This window comes from Aeromonas sp. 602658, assembly GCF_049173005.1.
Lineage (GTDB): Bacteria > Pseudomonadota > Gammaproteobacteria > Enterobacterales > Aeromonadaceae > Aeromonas > Aeromonas veronii_A.
In genome coordinates this window covers 45397-68421 of record NZ_JAAKRF010000012.1, presented here as the reverse complement: position 1 = coordinate 68421, position 23025 = coordinate 45397, and the positions used below count along the sequence as shown (strand labels likewise).

Annotated in this window: 19 protein-coding genes; 11 read left to right on the top strand and 8 right to left on the bottom strand. The window is 60.6% G+C overall.

What is annotated here, in order from left to right:
• Positions 1 to 2: 2 nt before the first annotated feature.
• The 3 genes from G5253_RS11105 to G5253_RS11095 are packed head-to-tail and all read left to right on the top strand — an operon-like array spanning position 3 to position 4875.
• Positions 3 to 1067, top strand: coding sequence for an ATP-binding SpoIIE family protein phosphatase (locus tag G5253_RS11105; protein WP_216952763.1), 1065 nt, complete (start codon positions 3 to 5; stop codon positions 1065 to 1067).
• Positions 1068 to 3734: a response regulator gene (locus tag G5253_RS11100; protein WP_216952762.1), complete on the top strand. Its 2667-nt coding sequence runs from the start codon at positions 1068 to 1070 to the stop codon at positions 3732 to 3734.
• Positions 3673 to 4875, top strand: coding sequence for an HD-GYP domain-containing protein (locus G5253_RS11095; protein ID WP_216952761.1), 1203 nt, complete (start codon positions 3673 to 3675; stop codon positions 4873 to 4875). Before G5253_RS11100 ends, G5253_RS11095 begins: the two co-directional genes overlap by 62 nt.
• On the opposite strand, the gene G5253_RS11090 is transcribed toward G5253_RS11095, so the two are convergent.
• Positions 4872 to 5552, bottom strand: a complete 681-nt coding sequence (locus G5253_RS11090) for an ATP-binding protein (RefSeq protein ID WP_421172712.1) — start codon at positions 5550 to 5552, stop codon at positions 4872 to 4874. The genes G5253_RS11095 and G5253_RS11090 overlap by 4 nt on opposite strands.
• 166 nt (positions 5553 to 5718) lie before the next feature.
• Between G5253_RS11090 and G5253_RS11085 the strand changes: the two genes are divergently transcribed.
• From G5253_RS11085 to G5253_RS11050, 8 genes are all read left to right on the top strand, one after another.
• Positions 5719 to 7038, top strand: coding sequence for an MFS transporter (locus G5253_RS11085; protein WP_151287144.1), 1320 nt, complete (start codon positions 5719 to 5721; stop codon positions 7036 to 7038).
• A 144-nt stretch (positions 7039 to 7182) separates the two neighbouring features.
• Positions 7183 to 7905 (top strand): MarC family NAAT transporter, encoded by a 723-nt coding sequence (locus G5253_RS11080; RefSeq protein ID WP_151287145.1) that lies wholly within the window; start codon positions 7183 to 7185, stop codon positions 7903 to 7905.
• 159 nt (positions 7906 to 8064) lie between these two features.
• Positions 8065 to 8268: a hypothetical protein gene (locus G5253_RS11075; protein WP_216952760.1), complete on the top strand. Its 204-nt coding sequence runs from the start codon at positions 8065 to 8067 to the stop codon at positions 8266 to 8268.
• Positions 8269 to 8450: 182 nt separating this feature from the next.
• Positions 8451 to 8654 (top strand): hypothetical protein, encoded by a 204-nt coding sequence (locus G5253_RS11070; RefSeq protein ID WP_041209699.1) that lies wholly within the window; start codon positions 8451 to 8453, stop codon positions 8652 to 8654.
• A gap of 262 nt (positions 8655 to 8916) precedes the next feature.
• Positions 8917 to 9813 (top strand): N-acetylmuramic acid 6-phosphate etherase, encoded by an 897-nt coding sequence (gene murQ, locus G5253_RS11065; protein WP_227341511.1) that lies wholly within the window; start codon positions 8917 to 8919, stop codon positions 9811 to 9813.
• Between the two features lie 96 nt (positions 9814 to 9909).
• The gene (murP, locus tag G5253_RS11060) at positions 9910 to 11364 is read left to right on the top strand and encodes a PTS N-acetylmuramic acid transporter subunit IIBC (RefSeq protein ID WP_041234056.1); all 1455 of its coding nucleotides are present in this window, start codon (positions 9910 to 9912) and stop codon (positions 11362 to 11364) included.
• Between the two features lie 102 nt (positions 11365 to 11466).
• The gene (locus G5253_RS11055) at positions 11467 to 12540 is read left to right on the top strand and encodes a porin (RefSeq protein ID WP_227341512.1); all 1074 of its coding nucleotides are present in this window, start codon (positions 11467 to 11469) and stop codon (positions 12538 to 12540) included.
• Positions 12541 to 12581: 41 nt separating this feature from the next.
• Positions 12582 to 13217: a DUF2057 family protein gene (locus G5253_RS11050; RefSeq protein ID WP_421172674.1), complete on the top strand. Its 636-nt coding sequence runs from the start codon at positions 12582 to 12584 to the stop codon at positions 13215 to 13217.
• A 68-nt stretch (positions 13218 to 13285) separates the two neighbouring features.
• On the opposite strand, the gene G5253_RS11045 is transcribed toward G5253_RS11050, so the two are convergent.
• From G5253_RS11045 to G5253_RS11015, 7 genes are all read right to left on the bottom strand, one after another.
• Positions 13286 to 14149, bottom strand: coding sequence for an SIS domain-containing protein (locus tag G5253_RS11045; protein ID WP_041209636.1), 864 nt, complete (start codon positions 14147 to 14149; stop codon positions 13286 to 13288).
• Between the two features lie 32 nt (positions 14150 to 14181).
• On the bottom strand, positions 14182 to 15630 hold the full coding sequence (gene tldD / locus G5253_RS11040) for a metalloprotease TldD (RefSeq protein ID WP_421172673.1): 1449 nt from the start codon (positions 15628 to 15630) through the stop codon (positions 14182 to 14184).
• 133 nt (positions 15631 to 15763) lie between these two features.
• On the bottom strand, positions 15764 to 16597 hold the full coding sequence (locus tag G5253_RS11035) for a carbon-nitrogen hydrolase family protein (protein ID WP_421172672.1): 834 nt from the start codon (positions 16595 to 16597) through the stop codon (positions 15764 to 15766).
• 25 nt (positions 16598 to 16622) lie between these two features.
• Entirely contained in the window at positions 16623 to 16943 is a 321-nt protein-coding gene (locus G5253_RS11030; protein ID WP_042052565.1) for a Dabb family protein, read from the bottom strand.
• 34 nt (positions 16944 to 16977) lie between these two features.
• Positions 16978 to 20871: a YhdP family protein gene (locus G5253_RS11025; protein ID WP_421203316.1), complete on the bottom strand. Its 3894-nt coding sequence runs from the start codon at positions 20869 to 20871 to the stop codon at positions 16978 to 16980.
• On the bottom strand, positions 20872 to 22341 hold the full coding sequence (gene rng / locus G5253_RS11020) for a ribonuclease G (RefSeq protein ID WP_421203313.1): 1470 nt from the start codon (positions 22339 to 22341) through the stop codon (positions 20872 to 20874).
• A 95-nt stretch (positions 22342 to 22436) separates the two neighbouring features.
• Positions 22437 to 23024: a Maf family protein gene (locus G5253_RS11015; protein WP_266134573.1), complete on the bottom strand. Its 588-nt coding sequence runs from the start codon at positions 23022 to 23024 to the stop codon at positions 22437 to 22439.
• Between the last annotated feature and the right edge of the window lies 1 nt (position 23025).

The window sequence follows — 23025 nt, the reverse complement described above, 5'->3', positions numbered from 1 at the left end:
CCATGATACAAGAGCATGCGACCCGGGAGGCCAGCTATCCGCTACGCCACGATATCGATCTGCACCTGGCTGTGATGTCGGTTCGTCGGCTCCCATTTATCGCCAACCTATCCGACGTGGATCGCGCCATGCTCTCCACCGTGGTCTCCGAACTTGGCAGCAATATCCTGAAATACGCCGGGCAGGGGGAGATCACCCTGATGCTCCATCACCCGAAGGGGAGATCCTGCATCGACATCATCGCCCGTGACAAAGGGCCCGGCATATCGGATGTCTATCAGGCCCTGCAGGATCACTACAGCACTTCCGGCACCCTGGGACTGGGACTGCCCGGCGTGCGGCGCATGATGTCAGAGCTCACCATCAGCACACCGCCGGAAGGGGGCACCCTGGTGCAGGCGCGCAAATGGCTGGGTTCTGTACCCTCGGTCCCACGTCTCATCACGCCCACCCAACAATGGGGGCAGGCAGGTCTGACACTGGTCTGGGCTAGCGAAAACAGACCCTGTTATCCGGAAAAGGTCTCCGGCGATCTGGTCTTTATCCGGCCCACATCCGACGGCGTCTTGCTGGTACTGATCGATGTCAGCGGCCACGGCTCCTCGGCCAACAAGCTGGCACTGATACTGCAAGAGGCGCTGCAAAACACCCCTGAACAGGAGCCGGCACCTCTGCTGCAGCTGTTGCACCAACACTGCATCGGTACCCGGGGAGCGGCCGCTGGCATAGCCCTGGTCAACAGTGAACGGGGTGAACTGAGCTACGCCGGCATCGGCAACACCCGCATCTGTCTGCGCGGCCATGACCTCTGGCGCGGTATCTCCCGTGATGGGGTGCTGGGGGAGCGCTTCCCCACCCCCTTGCTGCAACGGCAGCCCATCAAGCCGGGGGATGTGCTGATGCTCTATTCGGATGGCATCAGCGAGTCACTCAACCTGCGTGACGGCGCACTGGATCTGGGGGCTGATCCCGTCATTCTGGCCCGTCAAGTCATAGACCATAGTGGGCGCAGCACCGACGATGCGAGCTGTATTGTGCTGCGGGTACAACCAGAGAAGGAGCGCTAGATGCGGCAGCTGATCGGTGATATCAGGCTCTCTGGCCCGACGGCAGCCCTCACCGCCAGACGCAAGGTGATCCAGGTGCTCACCTGCATCGACAAGAGCCCCACCTTCGTGGCGCCGCTGGCGGGTACCACCTCGGAGCTGGTGCGCCAGCTGACGGCAACCATCGACTCACTGCAACTCCAGCTTTGGCTGGAGAGCAATACGCGGGAGCTGTGGGTCTCCCTCTCGGCCGACGAGCCACTGCAGCACAACGCACCCGGTGCAACCCATGGCAGCATCCGGCTGGTTCCTCATGCTGACACCGCCATCGCTCTGGTATGCCACCTGCCACACTGGCCCGATGACGCTCTGCTGTTGCAGATGCAGCAGCAGTTCGCTGAACCGACCCGGGATGAGCTGTTCGCCGTGATGCAGACCAAGAATCAGGAGCTGGAGCAGGCCTATGAGCTGGCAGAAAGCGCAACCCGGGCCAAAAGCGATTTTCTCGCCAACATGAGCCATGAAATCCGCACCCCGATGAACGCCATTCTGGGTATGGCCCACCTCGCCCTGCAAACACGCCTCGACTCGCAGCAGGCTGATTATCTGGGCAAGATCCAGCGCTCGGCCCATCACCTGCTCGGCATCATCAACGATATCCTCGACTTCTCCAAGATCGAGGCGGGCAAGCTGGATCTGGAGCAGATCGAGTTCGATCTCGACCATGTGCTGGAAAATCTGGCAACCCTGGTGGGCGAGAAGGCCGAAGCCAAAGGCATAGAACTGCTGTTCGAGGTCGATCACCAGCTAGACACCCTGCTCTATGGCGATCCCCTGCGGCTCGGCCAGATCCTGATCAACTACGCCAACAACGCAGTCAAATTCACCGAGCAGGGGGAGATACTGGTCAAGGTCACTTGTCTGGAGAAACGACCGCAAGAGGTGCTGTTGCACTGCTCGGTGCAGGACACGGGGATCGGCATGAGCCAGGAGCAGCAGCAACGGCTGTTCCAGTCTTTCCAGCAGGCGGACAGCTCCACCACCCGCAAATACGGCGGCACCGGCCTCGGGCTCGCCATCTCCCGCGAACTGGCGGCACTGATGGGAGGGGAGGTCGGCGTGCAGAGCGAACCGGGCAAGGGAAGCACTTTCTGGTTTACTGCCCGACTCGGCCGCGGCAGATACCGCTCACGCTATCTGCCAAGTCTGGATCTGCGTGGCCGCCGCATACTGGTGGTCGACGACAGTGCCAGCGCCCGCACCATACTGGCTGCCCTGCTGCGCAGCATGAGTTTCGTGGTCGACACCGCCGAATCGGGTCAGCAAGGGCTGCAGATGATCGCCTGTGCCGAGCAGGAAGGTAACGCCTACGAGGTGGTGCTGCTGGATTGGCACATGCCCGGGCTGGATGGCATAGAGACGGGGCGCCGCCTCATCGCCCGCGGCCTTGGCAAGCGGCTTTATCGGGTCATGGTGACAGGTTATGGGCGGGAAGAGATTTTTCGCGAAGCAGAGGCCGCCGGCTTTGATAGGGTGCTGGTCAAACCAGTCTGTGCCTCTGTGTTGTTTGATACCATCATTGGGCTGTTCGGCCAGCAAACCACGGCGACTGCCTTGAAGCCCACCCAGCCTACCCACAACTATCGCTTCGAGGGACTCCGTATACTGCTGGCAGAAGACAACGAGCTGAATCAGCAGGTGGCCATGGAACTGCTGCGAGCGGCGGGCATCGACGTCAGCATTGCTGCCAATGGTGCCATTGCTCTGGAAATGGCTGCGCAACAACCATACGACCTGATCCTGATGGACATGCAGATGCCGGTGATGGATGGACTGACTGCCACCCGTCAGTTGCGCCAGCAAGAGAGCGAAGGGCACCACACTCCGATCCTCGCCATGACGGCCAATGTCATGGCCGGTGACCGGGAACGCTGTCTGGCGGCCGGTATGGATGACCACATCGCCAAGCCCATCGACCCCGACAAGCTTTATGCCGCACTGCAGTGCTGGGCCCCTGCCTTCAGCGTTGAAACCGATGCAATACCCAAGAGCGCACCTTCACCACAGCACCAGCCATTGCAGCCTCAGTTAAGAGCGCTCGGACTCAATGCCGAAGCCGCCCTGCAACGGCTGATGTACAACTGGGGGTGGTATCAGGATCTGCTGCAACGATTTGCCCAACAGGGCACCCGGCCCATGCAGAGCCTGATCGCCGCCCTGCAGAAGAACGACCGGGAGGAGGCCCATCGTCAGGCCCATACCCTCAAGGGGATTACCGCCACTCTGGGCGCCGAACCACTGCGGGGTATCTCGGCCAGGCTGGAGAGTGCACTCTCCCGGGGGGATGACACCACCAGCCTGCTTCCACTGGCGGAACAGGGGCTGCAGATGCAGCAGCAACTGAGCGATGGCCTACAGGCCCTGCTACCCACCCAGACCACAGCCGACCTGCCGGAGCAAGAACAAGTCGACCTGGCGCCCCTGCTGGCGCAGCTGATCCGGCTGCTGGCGGAAGATGATGCCGGAGCTCTGACCCTGTTCCAGCAGCATCAGCAGCAGCTGACGAGAGTGCTGGGAGAGACGGCATCCAGGATGGCTGACGCCATTACCGGCTTCCGTTTTACGGATGCACTTGCACATCTGCAACGAGTCCGGGCCCTCAGGCCCGATCTGTTCAACCAAGAGTGAGGGCACCACCATGCTCAACCTGCTGGATCCCGATACCAAGCCCACCCTGCTGGTGGTCGATGACACCCCTGAAAACCTCTCATTGCTCAGCGCCTTGCTCAGCCCACAATACCGGGTCAAGGTCGCCATCAGTGGCCAGCGGGCACTGGAGATACTGTCATCAGACTCCCGGGTAGATTTGATCCTGCTTGATGTCGTGATGCCCGGGATGGATGGTTATCAGGTGATGCAGGCACTGCAGGAGATGCCGCAGGCACGGCATATTCCGGTGATTTTTCTGACTGCCAAGGTAGAGGAGAGCGCCGAGGCACATGGACTGGCTCTCGGCGCCGTGGACTATATTCACAAGCCGATCTCCCCCGCCATCGTGCTGGCCCGCGTCAGAAACCACCTTGAGCTGAAGGCGGCACGGGATCTGCTACATGACCAAAATGCCTATCTGGAGCAGGAGGTGGAACGACGCACCCGAGAAAACGAGCTGATCCAGAACATCACCATCCACTCCCTCGCCTCTCTGGCCGAAACCCGGGACAACGAGACCGGCAACCACATTCTGCGCACCCAGCATTATGTGAAGCTATTGGCGGAAACTCTCTGCGAGCACCCTCGCTTTCGTGCCGAGCTGACCCCCAAGACAATAGAGCTGCTGTTCAAGTCGGCCCCCCTGCACGATATCGGCAAAGTCGGCGTACCGGACCGGATCCTGCTCAAACCTGGCAAACTCGATGAAGATGAGTTCGCCCAGATGAAACACCACTCCACCCTTGGCAAGGAGGCCATAGTCCACGCCGAGGAGGCACTGGGGGTAGAGGTGGAATTTCTGAGACTGGCCAAGGAGATCGCCTGCTACCACCACGAGAAGTGGGATGGCACCGGCTACCCCTACGGTCTGATAGGAGATGAGATTCCCCTCTCGGCCCGACTGATGGCGCTAGCAGATGTGTACGATGCCTTGATCAGCAAGCGGTGTTACAAGGCAGCCATGACCCATGCAGAGGTGGTGCCCATCATTTTGGCGGGAAGGGGCAACCATTTTGATCCCGACATCACGGATGCCTTCGCTCACATCCACGTGCAATTTCACGAGATCGCGCTGCGCTACAACGACGACAAGAGCGATCAGGAGGCCAAACTCGACTAGGTGCTGGAATCAGCAGGCAACAAGTCAGTGAAAATGAAACCATCGCGCTCCACCGTCTTCCCCGTGCAGATCGCCAGCGGGCGCAGAAACATGGGGCCATCATAGGCCAGAGTGTGAAACTCGCCGTTCTCGCCGCACGGATCGACCCCCGCCGGCTGCGCCGCCAGCAGTGCCTCGTCAAAATCGTGGCCACCCAGGCTGGCATCCAACTTGTTCGGGTCGAGAGCACTGATCCGCGCCTTCAACCCAGCGGCCACCATCTGCGACGCCAGTTCACGGGTATTGCTGCCCCACAGCGGGAACAGTGGTTCGATGCCGGTGCCTGCCAGCTGCTTTTCACGGTAGGCGCGCACATCCTCAAGGAACAAGTCGCCAAAGGCCATATGGCGGATCCCCTGTGCCACCACATCGGCGATAAAGCCGGTCATGATGCGGGCGTAATCCTCGTTGCTGCAGGGCCAGGGCAGATCGATGGTGATGAGGGGCAGCCCGACGCAGGCGGCCTGTTCGGTCAACAGCTGCTTGCGCACCCCGTGCATCGCCACCCGCTCGAATGCCTGATTGAGGGTGGTAAACAGCCCCACCACCTCGATGGCGGGATCCTGCCGCAACTGATGCAGAGCCCATGCGCAATCCTTGCCGCTGCTCCAGGAGAGCAGTACCCGTTTCTTTTCCATCATTCCTCCGCCAGCGGGGCATTCGGATTGCCCCAAAAAGATGCAAGACAGTGTTGCGAATTGCGCGATTTACACACAAGAGGCAGGCAGCATACTCTCGATCACCTGTATATGCCCCTTGCACGGGGTGACAATAACTAAAAAAACCGATGGGAAACATACGGATATGACCACGACCACACAACAACACGATCACGCCCGCCCCCTCAATCGACAGGATTACAAAACCCTGAGTCTGGCTGCCCTCGGCGGTGCGCTGGAGTTTTACGACTTCATCATCTTCGTCTTTTTCGCCGTGGTCATCGGCGAGCTGTTCTTCCCGGCAGATATTCCCGAGTGGTTGCGCCAGTTCCAGACCTTCGGCATCTTCGCCGCCGGTTATCTGGCCCGCCCGCTCGGCGGCATCATTATGGCCCACTTTGGCGATCTCATCGGTCGCAAGCGGATGTTCACCCTCAGCATCATCATGATGGCGCTGCCGACCCTGTTGATCGGTCTGCTACCCACCTATGCAGTGCTCGGCATCGGCGCCCCCATCGCCCTGCTGGGACTGCGGATCCTGCAAGGCGCCGCCATCGGCGGTGAAGTGCCGGGCGCCTGGGTGTTTGTCGCCGAGCACGTTCCTGCCCGTCGGGTCGGGGTCGCCTGCGGCACGCTCACGGCGGGATTGACGGCCGGCATCCTGCTCGGCTCCCTCATCGCCACTGCGGTCAACAAGAGCCTGACCCCGGCCGAAGTGAGTGACTGGGGCTGGCGAGTGCCCTTCCTGCTGGGCGGTATCTTCGGCATCGTCGCCATGTACCTGCGTCGCTGGTTGCACGAGACCCCGGTCTTCGCCGAGATGAAGGCCAACAAGACCCTGGCTGACGAACTCCCCCTCAAGTCGGTACTGCGCAACCACAAGAGCAGCGTGGTGGTCTCCATGCTGCTCACCTGGCTGCTCTCCGCCGGTATCGTGGTGGTGATCCTGATGACCCCCACCTATCTGCAGAAGGTCTATGGCATCAGCCCGGCGGACGCCCTGACCGCCAACTCGCTGGCGATCATTGCCCTGACCCTCGGCTGCATCGTCTATGGCCGACTGATCGACCTGCTGGGCAGCGGTCTCACCTTCATGTTCGGCTCCCTGCTGCTGGCAGGCTCCAGCTACGCCTTCTATCACGGTCTGGCGGCCGGTACGAGCCAGCTGGTGCCGCTCTACATGCTGGCAGGCTTTGCGGTCGGGATTGTCGGCGCCGTGCCTTACGTGATGGTCAACGCCTTCCCGCCGGTGGTGCGCTTCTCCGGTCTGTCGTTCTCCTACAACGTGGCCTACGCCATCTTCGGCGGCCTCACCCCGATGGCGGTGACCCTCTGGATGAAGAGCGACATGCTGGCCCCCTCCCACTATGTGGTAAGCCTGTCGGTGCTGGGTTTCGCCATCGGCCTCTGGCTCTGGTTCCAGCAACGGGCCATCCGGCAACAGCAAGCGCCGCAAGCGGCCTGACCCGAACAACAAGCCCCGGTATCTGCCGGGGCTTTTTTGTACTGCTTATGTTCAGTTTCGCCAGCATAAGATAGCCTCCCTCTTGAGTCAGGTGACCACCTGGATCAAGGTATTCCCATTCATCCCTGCTATCCGAGGCTCAACATGTTCTTTCAGGTCGTATTTCTCGCTTTGCTGGCGTTGCTGCCCATGGTCAATCCGCCTACCACGGCCACCCTGCTGCTGGGGCTGAGCAAGGGGATGTCGCGCGAACATGTGCGACGTCAGGTCAATATGGCGGCCATCTATCTGTTCTGCACCCTCTGCATCACTTTCTTTATCGGATCCTCGATTCTGGATCTGTTCGGTATCTCCATTCCGGGTTTGCGCCTGGCCGGGGGGCTCATCATCGGCTTTATCGGCTTTCGCATGCTGTTCCCCGCCCCCAGCCAGCAGAGCGGGGTCGATATCAACCAGAGCATTGCCTTCGTACCACTCACCATGCCCAGCATGTGCGGGCCGGGCACCATGGCGCTGGTGATAAGCGGGGCAGCCCAGATTGCCGAGCTGCCTGACGAGTACAACCGCCTCACCATCTATGGCGCCATGGTCACTGCGTTTGCCCTGATGAGCCTGATCAGCTGGGGAGTATTGAAGCTGGCGGATCCGGTCTGCAAGATCCTTGGCGCCACCGGCATCGATGCCATGACACGCATCATGGGCTTCCTGCTGGTCTGCATGGGTATGCAGTTTTGCATCAACGGCATCAAGGAAGTGGCACAGGATCCGGTCTTCCACGGTGGCCAGGCCGTGCAAACCGCACCGGCGCTACCGCAGGCTTCCGGCACGTTTGATCAGTTGCCGCAAAAGCCCGTCAGCCCTGATTGAAAACGGTATCAAAAAGTCCCTGACGATCTGCACTGATCTTGTTCCTGATCATGTTATTGACACAAAAATGGGTTAGTTTGTTTTTTATACAGACTTTATTCAGACGGACGCTGATAGGTTTGTTGATGAATACCCACTCAACTTCAGGAGAGTATGCAGATGGAGAAGATACTGACCGAAATAGGGAGCCATAGCCTGTTTCACGAGTACCTGAACGTGGTTGGGATTGCGAGCCCATCCCTCGCCAAAATTGAGCAACACTGGGAATATAAAAAGCGGGAGCAGCTGGTCGCCAAAATCCAGATCGACAAACAGGGCAATGCCCGTTACTTCATCGATGCTCGCGCAATATCCATCAACTGATACCGAATAACCAGCCAGCCCCGCTCCACCGAACGGGGCTTTTTGTTGTCTGCGATCCCGCACTCGCTGACCCGCATTATCTCTGCTGTTGCCAGAAGCTCTGTTTGTTTTTTGTACAGCACTCATTCAGCTCGACATGGCTATCTTGTTATCTGCCCCCCTTGTTCCAGAAGAGTGCCCATATGACCAAGATGCTGACCGAAATCGGCAGTCATAGCCTGTTTCACGAATACCTGAATGTGCTCGGCATAGCCAATCCAGCTCTTGCCAACATAGAACAACTGTGGGAACACAGGCAGCAAGAGAGGCTGCTCGCCAAAATCCAGATCGACAAACAGGGTAAAGCCCGTTACTTCATCGACGCCCGCGCCATCTCGGTCAATTAACACCGATGATTCTGCAAGCCCCGGCCTACTGACCGGGGCTTTTTGTTGCATGTCCATCAAGCAGGCTAGCCAATCCCCCTGTCACTCCCTCTTCTCTCTATGCTCCTCTGATGGAATTTTACCTCCTTTAAAAAGAAAATAATTGGAATAATTAATTATGCGACATCAGTCTCATAATAAAAATCAAAAATCGAGCATGATGACCCGCATCGAGAAGAATGATTTACGCCGGGAATGGCGACGACCTGAAGTAGAGGAAGCGATGACCATTGACCTATCAAGCATGATTACCGAAACCCGCAATCCAGCCAGCATCGAGATCGATCAGCTCCCGACGCTGGATATGCTGCGGATCATCAATCAAGAAGATCAACACGTTGCAGTGGCTGTAGGCCAACTGCTGCCCGAGATCGCCAAGGCGGTCGATGCTATTGCAGCCGCATTTGGCAAAGGCGGCCGCCTGATCTACATCGGGGCTGGCACCTCCGGACGCCTCGGCATCCTGGACGCCAGCGAATGCCCGCCCACCTACGGGGTCTCTGCCGAGCTGGTCATCGGCCTGATTGCCGGGGGCCACAAGGCCATACTGCAGGCGGTGGAGAATGCCGAAGACGATGCAGAACTCGGTGCCAACGATCTTAAAAATATCCACTTCAGTGCCCACGACGTGCTGGTGGGTATCGCAGCCAGCGGGCGAACCCCCTATGTGCTGGGCGCCATGCAATATGCCAGGAGCCTGGGTGCCACAGTGTGCAGCATCAGCTGCAACCCGGGCAGCCCGCTCGCCAAAGCGGCCGACATCAGCATGGTCGCCGTGGTCGGCCCCGAGATTGTGACCGGCTCCTCCCGCATGAAAGCGGGCACAGCCCAGAAGCTGATCCTCAATATGCTCTCGACCGGCGCCATGATCCGTACCGGCAAGGTCTACGGCAATCTGATGGTGGATGTGGAGGCGACCAACGCCAAACTGGTGGAGCGCCAGAAGCGCATCGTCATGGAAGCAACCGAATGTGACCGTGGCACGGCCGAGCAGGCTCTCGCCGCCGCAGATAACCACTGCAAGACCGCCATCGTAATGATCCTGGCCAATATCTCCGCCAGCGAAGCACGAGAGCGGCTGAAAAGCAGCGGCGGCTTTATCAGCAAATGCACAGATTAATCGGCCGACCGCACATTGGCCGCGCCAGCAATGGCGACAGGATAACAACATAAGCGGGGGCATCCGCCCCCTCACATCAGACTGACCGGGTTCTTTATGGCAAAAATAACTGATTCCATGATTGGCCAGATCATCCAGGCCATCGGCGGCCGGGATAACATCACCAACTGTGGCCACTGCATGACCCGCTTGCGGCTGAGCCTGGCGGACAGCCTGCATGCCGATCGCGATACCATCAAACGGATCGCCGGGGTGATGGGGGTGATTGAAAGCGACAACCAGTTCCAGATCGTGCTTGGTCCGGGCAAAGCCCAGACCGCCTGCGAAATGATGAACGGCATGCTGAGTGCGGACGCGGGCATCCTCACCGCCCCCCGCCCGCAATCAGCGGATCTTGTCGACATCGCCGCCGCCAACAAACAGGCGCTGAAGCAGAAACAGAGCAGTGCGGCGCACCGCTTCCTGGCCAAGTTTGCCACCATTTTCACACCGCTGATCCCCGGTTTTATCGCTGCGGGTCTGCTGCTCGGCTGCGCCACCCTGATCGAGCAAACCCTGCTGCTGGAAGGACAGCAGACAGGGGGCATGCTGGCCGAATTTGTCGGCTACATGAAGCTCTTCAGCAAGGGATTGTTCAGCTTCCTCAGCATCCTGATCGGCTACAACGCCCAGAAGGCGTTTGGTGGCTCCGGCGTCAACGGTGCCATCATCGCCTCTCTGTTTGTCATGGGTTATGACCCTCAGGCCAGCAGCGGCATCTACTCCGGTATCACCGACTTCTTCGGCCATCAGATCGATCCCCGCGGCAACATCATCGGCGTGCTGATCGCCTGCATCATAGGCGCCTCGGTTGAGCGCCAGGTTCGCCGCTACATGCCGGACAGTCTGGATATGATCCTCACTTCCTGCATCACCCTGCTGATCATGGGAGCCGTCACCTTTATCCTGATCATGCCCCTCGGCGTGCAGCTCTATAACGGCATGTCCTGGCTCTTCATCAACCTCAATGGCAACCCGTTCGGTACCGCTATTCTGGCTGGCCTGTTCCTCATCTCGGTGATGTTCGGCATCCACCAAGGGTTCGTTCCCGTCTACTTTGCGCTGATGGATGCCCAGGGCTTCAACTCCCTGTTTCCTATCCTGGCGCTGGCCGGTGCCGGACAGGTAGGGGCTGCGCTGGCGCTCTACAGCCGGGCAGGCAAGGATTCCCTACTGCGCACTCAGGTGAAGGGCACCATCATTCCGGGCATTCTGGGGGTCGGTGAGCCGCTCATCTACGGCGTCACCCTGCCGCGGGTCAAACCCTTTATCACGGCCTGCTGCGGTGGTTCGCTGGGGGGCTTCGTGGTTGGCCTGATCTCCTGGCTGGGTCTGCCGGTCGGCCTCAACACCGTCTTTGGACCATCCGGTATCGTCGCCCTGCCGCTGATGACCTCCGCCCAGGGGATCTTCCCCGGCATGATGGTCTATGCGGTCGGCCTCGCCGTCGCCTACCTCGGCGGCTATCTCTTCACCCTGATGTTCGGCTGCAAGAACGTCGATCTGAGTTAATCCCTCCTCCGGATTTCTAGCCAAGGTCTGGCCCCGAGCAATCGGGGTCATGGCCAAACTCATCCCGGCTCTGGCACAGAGCCCGTACAGGAACGATAAAAAATGAAAAAATCCATGCTTGCTCTGGTTCTTCCCGCACTGCTCGGCACAGGTTCCGCTCATGCGGCCGTCATCTATCAGGCTGACGATGGCTCCAACGTCGACCTCTACGGCCGTCTTGGCTTCAATATTTCCGACAAGAAGAGCGGCAATGATCAGGGTGACTTCGATGGCCGTATCGGCTTTACCGCCCGTCAGACCGTCAATGACGATGTCGCAGTGATCGGCATGGCGCAATATCAGGTCAATGCAGCCGAATACGCCAACAACGTGCAGAAGAACAGCAGCGACCTCACTGCCCGTTACGTCTGGGCAGGGATCGATGGTGGTCAGTGGGGCAAGGTGACCGGCGGGCGCGTCTCTTCCGGCCTCATCATGTTCACCGATATTGGCGATGTGTTTGCCGCCTCTGATGTCTCCATGGCTCGTCAGGCCAGCAAGGTGGACTCCACCGCCGTGCAGGTGTTCCGTCAGGATGGCACCCTGCAGTACCAGAACACCCTCGGCAATCTGGATCTCTCGCTCGCCTACATCCTTGGTAACGGTACCTCGGATCTTGATTACGGCTACAACGGCGCCCTGCGCTACACCTTCGATCTGGGCAATGCAGGCAAACTGGCTCCAGTCGTGGCGTATCAGCAGACCAAAGCCGCCCAGAGCAGTGGCAGCAAGGTCGATCCCAATGCCGATGAGTATCGCTTCGCCGGGATCGGTACCCGCTACTATCTCGGCCCTCTGATGTTGGGCGCCCTCTATAGCAAGGATCAGGTGACCTATCGCGATGGCCGTGCCGACAGTGAAGACAAGGTGTGGGAACTGACCGCGGTGTATGACATCAACCAGAAGTGGGCGGCCCGCGCAGGCTATCGTCACCTCGTCAACGAGGGGGGCGACCAGATGGCACTGCGCGATACTACGCTGGAACTGCAATACAAGCTCACCCCGCGATCTTCCCTCTACAGCGCCTATGTGATCCGCAATGGTGAAGATGGTCTGGCTGGTAGCACCATCACCAGTTTTGGTGGCAGCAGCAACAGCGAGAGCTTCTACCACCTCGGCCTGCGCTACGAATTCTGATCTGGTTGCCGGCCTGCGGGCCGGCTCCTTCATGGAGTCTTATGATGGCACGATCCTCCCTGCTCTCTCCCCTACTATTATCCCCCCTGTTTGCCCTGCTGCTCAGCGTACCGGCCACGGCCGCCCGACTGGAGCTGGCCGATACCCTCACCCTGCTCGCTTCGCCACAGGGCAAACCCTCGGTCTTCACCCGGACCATTGAGCTCCCGGCGGGAGAGTCCCGACTGCTGGTGCGCTTTGACAGCCCAAGTGACCCTCGCTCCACCAACGAGAGCCAGGGACGCGTGACCTCGGCTCCTCTGCTGGTTACCCTTACAGCACCATCACAAGGGACGCTGCAACTGACCCCCCCGGTGCTGACCAGCTCCTCGGCTATCCGCCAGTTTGCCGCCAGCCCGGCCCTGCTGCTGAGTGACGACAAGGGCACCTCACAGCCGCTGGCACTACAAGCCCTGCCACGCAGCCAGGATAGTCTGGGCACCGATTACCAGGCCCTGCTGGAAAGCCATACGCCAACAGTAAGCCCGGCCCCCATTTTCGCAACACAGGCCGCAACTACTGCTCATACAGCTTCGGCACTTACGCCGGAGCAGGCGGATGCCACCCTGCGGGAACTCTATCTGGCGGCCGATGCCAAGCGGCGTAAAGCCTTTATCCGCTGGGCCCTTGACCTCTAGCAGACAACAAAAAACCACCTGTTCAGGTGGTTTTTTGTTGTACGGATGATGCAGCGGGAGAGCCGGCCTCACTCCTTGTTGAGTCGGTCGATGGCATCCCGGGTACCATCGATCAGGGCCCAGGCTCGCTCGTCTCTGCGCTGCACCAGGCCAAGGAACAGGATGTCGGTAATGGTGTTCTGGGCGGTACGGGAGGAGATGGAAGAGATACGCAGTTCGTTCTCCTCCGCCACCGTATCCAGCACCATGTCGGCCATCTGGCGCAACTGGGTTTGCCGGAACGAAGTCACGGCAATCAGGGTGGCACCATTGCGCTTGGCCAGCTCGGCCGCCGCCAGCACATCACGGCTGGCGCCAGAATAGGAGATGACCAGCTGCACATCACCCGGCCCCAGGGTCTGGGCGATGGAGATCTGCACATGGCTATCCTGGGCAAACAGGGTAGTTACGCCGATCTTGAGCAACTTGTACCAGAGATCCTTGGCGGTCAGTGCCGAACCGCCAATCCCCACCAGCTGTACTCGCCCGGCGCCATCTATGGTGTCGAGTACCTGCTTCAGCAGAGCACTGTCGAGAGCCTGAGTGGTCTCGATAATAGAATTTATCTTCTCCTGCGCCAGCTTCTTGGCCATGGTCTCCAGATCATCGTCTCGCCCGATGCCATTGTAGAGATCACCGACAGTGTCGGTCTTGATGGCATGCTTGCGCCCCAGATCCTCGCTGACCGCCAGCTTGAAGGCGGTGAAGCCCTTGAACCCGATCTTCTGGGTGAACTTCACTATGCTCGACTGGCTCACCTCCGCCTGCTGGGCCAGCTCCTGAGAGGAGAAGTGGGTCACCTGTTCCGGACAGGAGAGGATGTAATCGGCAATCTTGAGCTCGCTGGGGGAGAGCTGGCTCCTGATATTGGATATTTTCGACAGGGTAAGCATGGTTTCTCTCTGTTCTTGTTCTGCGTCGAGGCTTACTGGGTGCCACCCACGGTGAGCTGATCCAGTTTAAGGGTGGGCTGGCCGACACCGACCGGCACGCTCTGCCCCTCTTTTCCGCAGATACCGACTCCGCGATCCAGTGCAAGATCGCTACCCACCATGGAGACCTGGCTCATCGCCTCGGGGCCGTTGCCGATCAGGGTCGCCCCCTTGATGGGGGCAGTGATCTTGCCATCCTCGATGAGGTAAGCCTCGGAGGCGGAGAAGACAAACTTGCCGGAGGTGATGTCCACCTGACCGCCACCGAAGTTGGGGGCATAAATACCCTTCTTTACCGAGGCGATGATCTCGGCCGGATCGTACTGACCCGCCAGCATGTAGGTGTTGGTCATGCGCGGCATCGGCATGGCGGCGTAGGATTCGCGGCGACCGTTGCCGGTGAGCGGCACCCCCATCAGACGGGCATTCTGCTTGTCCTGCAGGTAACCCTTGAGAATGCCATTCTCGATCAGCACGTTGTAGCCACCCGGCGTCCCCTCGTCATCTATGCTGACGGAGCCACGCCGACCCGGCAGGGTACCGTCATCGACGATGGTGCAGTGTTTGGAGGCCACCTGCTCGCCGATGCGGCCAGCAAACGCGGAAGAGCCCTTGCGGTTGAAGTCCCCCTCCAGACCGTGACCCACTGCCTCGTGCAGCAGCACGCCGGGCCAGCCGGCGCCGAGCACCACCGGCATGGTGCCGGCCGGCGCATCGATGGCGTCGAGGTTGACCAGCGCCTGACGCACCGCTTCGCGCACATAGCCAAAGGCACGGCTCTCCAGCCCGTCCAGTTCGAGGAACCAGTCGTAACCAAAGCGGCCGCCGCCACCGGCACTGCCGCGCTCGCGACGATCGCCCTTCTCGGCAATGACGGTCACAGACAGCCGCACCAGTGGGCGAATATCGGCAGCCAGGGTACCGTCGGTCGCAGCCACCAGCACCTCTTCATAGACGCCACTGATGGAGGCCATCACCTGGTTGATGGCGGGGTCCAGACTTCTGGCAAACTTGTCCATCTGCTCCAGCAGGGCGATCTTCTGCTGCTTGTCGAGGGTCTGTAGCGGATCCATGGCCGGATAGAGCAGGTTCGCTTCGGTGCGCGCCCACGCCTTCACCTTGCCGTGAGCACCGGCAGCGGCGATGCCACGAGCAGCAGTCACCGACTGTTGCAGCGCCAGCAGGCTCAGCTCGTCCGAGTAGGCGAAGCCGGTCTTCTCGCCGCTGACGGCGCGCACCCCGACCCCCTGATCGATGTTGTAGCTGCCATCCTTGACGATGCCATCTTCCAGCATCCAGGACTCGTGCCAGCTGCGCTGGAAATAGAGATCGCCGAACTCCACCTGATGGCTCATCAGGCTGCAGAGCAGCTGCTGCAGGCGTCCTTCGTCGAGGTCGTTCGGGGCCAACAGGGAGGCACTAACCTGGCTCAATAGACTCAATCTTCTTCTCCACTCTCGTAACGAGCTGTTTTAAATCGTCTTGCCGACGGGTTGGCAACAAGCCACACCATCACAACAAACGGGCATGCTCCAGCACGGGCAAACGGCTGCGTTTCAATTTTTCACCACACCATCAGAGCAAACGGGCGTGTTGCAGCACTGGCATGGTGCGTTTCAATTCGTCGATAAGCCCGGGCTCCATCTTCGCCAGCACTGTGCCGCGCCCGGACTCTTTGCTGGCCAGCACCCGGCCCCAGGGGTCGATCACCATGCTGTGGCCCCAGGTCTGGCGCCCCGTTTCGTGAGTGCCGCCCTGATTGGCCGCGACTACGTAGCACTGGTTTTCGATGGCGCGAGCCCGCAGCAGCGGCTCCCAGTGCGCCTCGCCTGTCACGGCGGTAAAGGCGGCAGGCACCAGCAGCACACGAGCTCCAACTCGGGCCAACTGGCGGTAGAGCTCGGGAAAGCGCAAATCATAACAGATCGAGAGGCCGAGGGGACCAAAGGGGGAGTCCACCAACACAGGAGCCTCCCCAGGGCTGAAGGTCTCCGACTCCCGATAGCGGCCGTGATTATCCGCCACATCCACGTCGAACAGGTGGATCTTGTGGTAGTAGCCCCTGAGCTCACCGCTTGGGTCAAACACCAGCGAGCTGGTGTGGATATGGTCAGAACCTGCGATGGTGGTCGGCATAGCCCCGGCCACCAGCCAGATGCCATAATCGCGGGCCCATTCGGCCAGTTGTTGTTGAATGGGCGTTGCTCCGCTCAGAGTGGCGCTGGGATCGGAGCCGATTGCCTCGGCCCCATCCAGATAACCCTGCCGTTCGCCAAACAGGGCAAAGTTCTCCGGCAACAGCACCAGCAGCGGCCGCTCTTTGGGCAAGGCGGCCAGCTCGGCGGCGATCTGCTCCCGGTTATCCTGCCAGTGACGGCCAGATACCAGCTGTATTGCGGCTAACCACATGACGTTCTCCTTGTCGCTTGGGCCATCAGACGGTGACAGCATCCCCTGCCTGCAGGGTGTAATCCAGCACTATGATGCGCGCCAGCACCGGGCGGAAGATGGCCTTGAGGGCATCGTGATCCGGATGGGGCAGATAGCGCTGGCGGGCTGCTTCGTCGGCGAAGGTCATCAGCACGCTGTGGGTAAAGCCATCATCCCTCCCCTCCGGGCTGTCATTCTCCCCCCACTCCACGGCGGTCACGCCGCTGACCTGATGGGGAATGGCGAGAAAGGCGGTACGCACCGCATCTACCCGGGCAGGCTGGGTGTCCGGCTTGAAGGCGATCAGCAGGATATGTCGGATCATGGCTCACTCCTTGTGATGGTGCCGGGCCGCTCGTTCAGCGCTGAGCGGGCCCTGCGTGTTTGGGGCTCAGCAGGAAAGGGGTCACCTCTTGGGTCGGCAGGCTGGGGGCAACGGCATCTACCGCCTCTTTCTGCTGCTGGTTGAGCTTGATGCGCGCGCGATCGCGCCCCGCCTCGATCAGCTTGGGTGCGTCGAGCGGGCCCGAGATGCGAAAATCGATGCGGGTCACCACATCCACCACCGGCTCCAGCAGTTTGGAGAGGGCCAGCACATAGAGACCCGTGACCGGCGTGATGGAGAAAGCCGCCACCACCGGCAGGGTGCCCCCCAGATTGGGAGAGAAGCTCAGCTCGTAGTCGAGCCGCCAGCGCACCAGATCGGCGATCCCCTCGCCGCGCAGGTTGCCGGCCGCCCCCTTCATGTAGAAGTCGCGGTTGTCCACCACCCCCTGCTTGATCTTGGCGGAGGCGGACATGGATTCGAAGTAGAAGCCCTTGTCGAACACATCGCGAAAATCGAGCCGCAGCTTGCGCAGCAGGGAGTCGAGGCTGAGCAGGGAGAGCAGCCGTGCCCCCTTGTCGTTGATCTCCCGCAGGGTGCCACCCTCCAGCTGATAGTTGGCACTTCCCCCCAGAGTCGGCAGGCTCGGGCGATAGGGCACATCCTGCCAGTTCAGATCAAAAGCGAGGGAGCCGGGGGCATCGCCGATGGGTGAGGTGTAGCCCAGCCGCTTGAGCAATAGCTCGCTGTTGTTGCTGGTCAGCTTGCCACGGGCACGGGTCTGCATCCGGTTGCCATCGGCCAGCCAGTCGACGCTGCCGGTGAGCTGACTCCCCGCCAGCCGCACATCCAGCCCCTTGAGTGTCACCTTGTTGGCGCCGGGCACCAGCTCGCCTTTCACTTCACCGAGCGGCAATGCGCCAAAGCGGCAATCGACACAGCTGAATGTCAGCCAGGGGATGGAGGCCATGATGGCGTTGTCCTGCTTGGCATCGGGATCCGGGCTGAGATCCGAACTCTTGCCGGACCAGTAGATACGGGCAAACTTGGCATCCACCGGACGATTGGCTACTGCAGGCAGGCGGATCACCCCCATCACGTCGGGACTGTCGATCATCACCTCGGTCGCCTGATTGGTCGGCCCCACGGTGAAACGCGCCGCCTTGAGGGTGGCACTGCCGATATAGGCGCGAGCCAGCTGTCCATCCACCCACCACTCCTGCGGCAGGAAGGCGGGTCCAACCACCGCATTGCCAGTCTGGTTCTGCGCTGGCAACCACTGCTTGAGTCTGGCCAGCCAGCCACCGACATCGGCCTCCTGCTGGTTGATGGCGAGCAGCATGGGGGCATCGCGCAGCACCCGGGCGCCCGGTTGGCCCACATCAACCCGCACCCGACTGAGATAAGGCACCCCCTCGCCGTAGACCAGCCGAGTCTGCATATCCACATCAGCCCCCAGCACGGCGCGAATGTCGGCGCTGCCATCCCGGCCACGGGCGATCACCTTGAGCGGCAGCCGGCTGGCGCTGCTCTTGGCCAGCGGCAGCGGCAGATCCAGCCCCATCCCCTGCAGGTTGGAGTCGAGCGCCAGCTGGAAGCTGAACGGCTTGCTGTCGGGCAGGGTCAACCCGAGCTTGCCGCCCCAGTTACTGCGGCCGTTGAGAATGCCGAATGAAGAGATGGCGGCGGGTTGGCGGCGACTATCCCACTGCCCCTTGAAATCGAGGTCGACCTGATAGTGATCCGGATGCTGGCGCCCCTGATAGTCGAGGGTCAGCGGCTGGTTCCACAGGCTCGCCTTGAGGTTGTTGAAACGGGTCTGCTGGTTGTCATATTCAAGGCGCCCCTGCACCTTCTCCAGCGGCAGGTCCAGACTGGCGACCCGCACCTTGTTGTTGCTGAAGGTGGCATCGCCGCTCGCCTTGACCTCGCTCTCGCCATCGAGAGGAATATCGAGCTTGACCGAACCGGCCATCGGGCCGCGGATCTCGATCTCCCGCAGCGCCTGTCCCACCGAACTGCCCAGCGGGGAATCCTGCAGGTAGTCGCTGATGGCCTTGCCCTCCCCCTGCACCTTGGCATCCACATAGAGGTGGGCGCCGGGGGAGAGATCCGGGATCCAGGCATGCACCGAGTCGGAGCTCGCCTTGCCAAGTCGGGTGGAGCGGCTGCGCATATCGAGACCGGCATTCTGGAACAAGAGATCGATCTGCAGATCGGTAAGCGGTTGCCAACCGGGGAAGAACTCGTAGGTGGCCTGCTCGAGGGGCACCGCCACCTGGAAGATGCCATCACCTTTCTCATAAGGGAAATCCCGAAACTCCCCATACCAGAGCAGGTCGGCCCCCTTGGCCTTGCCCCCCTTGATGGCACCGCTCAGGTAATCCACCAGCCCCTTGTCCATCGCCTGCAGCGGGAAGTAGCGATCCGCATGGCCCGCATTCTTCACATCGATGCGACCGGTCAGGGCGAGGAAAGGGTGCTCGAACAGATCGAGGCGGAAACGGCTGGCCAGGGTCAGATCCGGGTTATCCAGCGCGATATCCTGCCCGTACAGCACCCAGCCCTGTTCCTCGCGCCACCAGTCGAGGCGGGCCGAGAAGTGGTCGACCGGGATCGGCATCTTGAAGTGACGGGCGGGATCCACCTTGTCGTTCGCCAGCGCCACTCTGGCGCTGCCCCCCTTGGGGGTGAGCCAGAATTCACCGTTGAGATCCTGCATCCCGGGTATATCCTGCCACGCCTTGAGGCGCACCTTGCTGAAGCGGCCGCTGAGGGAGAGATCCTGCCAGTCGGCATTGGCCAGCAGCGTCAGATCCTGCACCGAACCCTGCGGATTGGTCTGGCGCAGGGTCTCGCAGAGAGTGGGGTAGAGCGCCGAGACCAGCTGACTGATCTGGGTGATCTTGTCGAACTCTATGCTGGGCAGATAGCCCTGCACCCGATCCCCGATCCGTTCCAGTTGCAAGCGGCTCTGCAACCAGGGTTTGCCATCCAGCTTGAAGGTGACGTTGTGGCTGGCCAGTTGCCAGTCAGTGCCGTCACGGCGCAGCTGGATCTTGCCACCATCGAGACCGAAGCGGTGCATCTCCCCTTTCTTGGGATCCTTCCAGATCAGGTAGTTGTTGCCAAACGCCAGCAGGGTATTGCCCAGCTTGCCACTGTCAAACTCGCTCCAGAGCTGGAAGTCGAGCTGACCGGCAACCTTGGGTTCGCCCGCATGGATCTTGGCCAGGGTCGGGGTGATATCGAGCTGGCGGGCCCCCAGATAGAGCTGACCCTTGAGGCGATCGAGCCGAGCAGTCGGGGCGTCCACATCCAGAATCAGATCGAGGGTGCTCTCACCCACCCCGTTGATGAGGTAAGCCTTGCCAACCCCCTGATGGCGCTTGCCACGGTTCTGCCAGCGCAGCTGGGCGATATCGAGAGCACGCAGATCACCGAGGGAGGTGGTGACGCTGAGGCGGGTGTTGTGCACATCGAAGGTAGATAGCTGGGTCAGCAGAAAGCGCAGCAGGGCGCCCTGCTGGGGATCGCCGGAGGGGCTGTCGTCAGCCGGTTGGCGCAAGTCGATGGTGATATCGCCATCGCTCAGGATCAGCTCGCCAAACACCGGCTTGAGCTCGTTAATGGTGCGCCAGAAGTCGAGGTGCACCCAGGCTTTGCCGAGCTGTACGGTAAAACGCCCCGAATCCGGGGCGATGGCGAGTTGCTGTAGTTCGAGCGCGGGCCCGGACTGTGTCCAGTCCAGCCCCACTTGCTCCACGCTGACCTTGAGTTGTGAATCACCCAGCAGAGTGTGGATCAGACTCTCCCGGTATTGATTCAGCAAAGGGCCACCAACCCGTACCAGGGTGACCAGCATGGCCATCAGTACGAACAGGACCCCCAGGGCCAACCAGCCCCGACTCAGCCAGCGATAGACCAATTACATCATCACCACGTCGAACTGCTCCTGACCACAGAGGGGTTCGCTCACTACCCGCACCTGTTTGCCGATAAACACTTCCAGCTCCGCCAGACTGTGGGACTCCTCGCCATGGAGGTAGTCGGCCACGGCCGGTGCCGCATAGACGGTAAACTGATCCGCATCGTAGGCACGATTGACCCGAATGATCTCTCGCAGGATCTCGAAGCAGACCGACTCCACCGTCTTGACCCGGCCGCGCCCTTTGCACTCGGGGCACTCGGAGCAGAGCACATGCTCCAGACTCTCGCGGGTGCGCTTGCGGGTCATCTCCACCAGACCGAGCTGGGAGAAGCCGTTGACGTTGGTCTTGGCACGATCCTTTGACAGCGCCTGCTCCAGGCTGTGCAGCACCCGACGGCGGTGATCCTCGGACTGCATATCGATGAAGTCGATGATGATGATGCCACCGAGGTTGCGCAGGCGCAGATGGCGGGCGATGGCCGCCGTCGCCTCGACGTTGGTGTTGAAGATGGTCTCTTCCAGATTGCGATGGCCGACAAAGGCGCCGGTGTTGATATCCACCGTGGTCATGGCTTCGGTCTGGTCGATGATGAGGTAGCCGCCGGATTTCAGCTCCACCTTGCGCTCCAGCGCCCGCTGGATCTCGTTCTCCACGTCGTAGAGATCGAAGATGGGCGACTCGCCGGGGTAGTACTCCAGCTTGCTGGCCAGCTCAGGCACGTACTCTTCGGTGAAGCGCTTGAGCTGATCGAAGCTCTGGCGGGAATCAACGCGGATCTTGTCGAGCTCGGCACCGACGAAGTCGCGCACCACCCGAAAGGCCAGACTGGGATCCTCGTAGAGGATCTTGCAGGGGAGATACTTCTGCTTGCGCTCGAGGATCTTGCGCCACAGCCGCTTCAGGAAGGCGGCATCCTGCTCCAGCTCCTGCTCCCCCACCCCTTCGGCGGCGGTACGGATGATGTAGCCACCCAGCTCATCCACATAACCGGCCACGGTGCGCTTGAGGCGTTCCCGCTCCGCTTCGGACTCGATTCGCTGGGAGACACCGACGTGAGCGCTGCCCGGCATAAAGACCAGATAGCGGGAAGGCAAGGTGATATCGGTAGTGAGACGGGCACCCTTGGTACCCAGCGGGTCTTTCACCACCTGCACCATGATGTCCTGCCCCTGACGCACCAGCTCGGCGATATTGCCGACCTGGAACTGCTCCTTCTCCTTCACCGCCACACACTCGGTATGGGGCACAATATCGGAGGCGTGTAAAAAGGCCGCCTTGTCCATACCGATATCGACGAAAGCCGCCTGCATGCCCGGGAGCACCCGGCTGATCTTGCCTTTGTAGATGTTGCCGACAATGCCGCGTTTGGCCTGACGCTCTACATGCACTTCCTGCAGCAGACCGTTTTCGACCAGAGCGACCCGGGTTTCGGAGGGGGTAACGTTAACCAGCAGTTCTACCGACATAACTAACCTTGCCTGTTCCAGTTTTGAATTCTTATACAGCCAATCCGGTACAACGCGCGCAAGGAAGAACGCAGCAGAGCACAGCTGACGGAAAATTACTTGTGTTGTTCCAGATGCTGCTTGATCAATAGATCCGTCTCCAGCAGCGGCAGGCCGACCACGGCGCTATAGCTGCCTTCGATGCGGCTGACAAACTTGCCGGCAATCCCCTGAATGCCGTAGGCCCCGGCCTTGTCACAGGGCTCTCCGGTTTGCCAGTAGGCCTCAATCTCGGCCTCGTCCAGCTTGCGAAACGCCACGTTGGTGGTGACCAGTCGCACATCGCAGCGCTCGGGGGTGGCCAGCGCCACCGCGGTCATCACCTGATGTACCTTGCCGGAGAGTGCCTCCAGCATATCCTTGGCATCGAGCAGATCGGACGGTTTCTCCAGCACCCGATCCCCCAGCACCACTATGGTGTCGGCACCCAACACCGGCAACGCCGTCGGCGCACACGCCACACCCGCCATCGCCTTGTCGCGAGCGAGACGGCAGACATAATCCTGCGGTTTCTCCCCCTCTTCCCGTTGCTCCGGCACATCCAGTTTCAGCACATCAAAACGATAGCCAAGCTGGGTCAGCAGTTCGCGACGACGGGGGGAACCCGATGCAAGATAGAGTTGCAGTTCGTTGTTTTTGCTCATA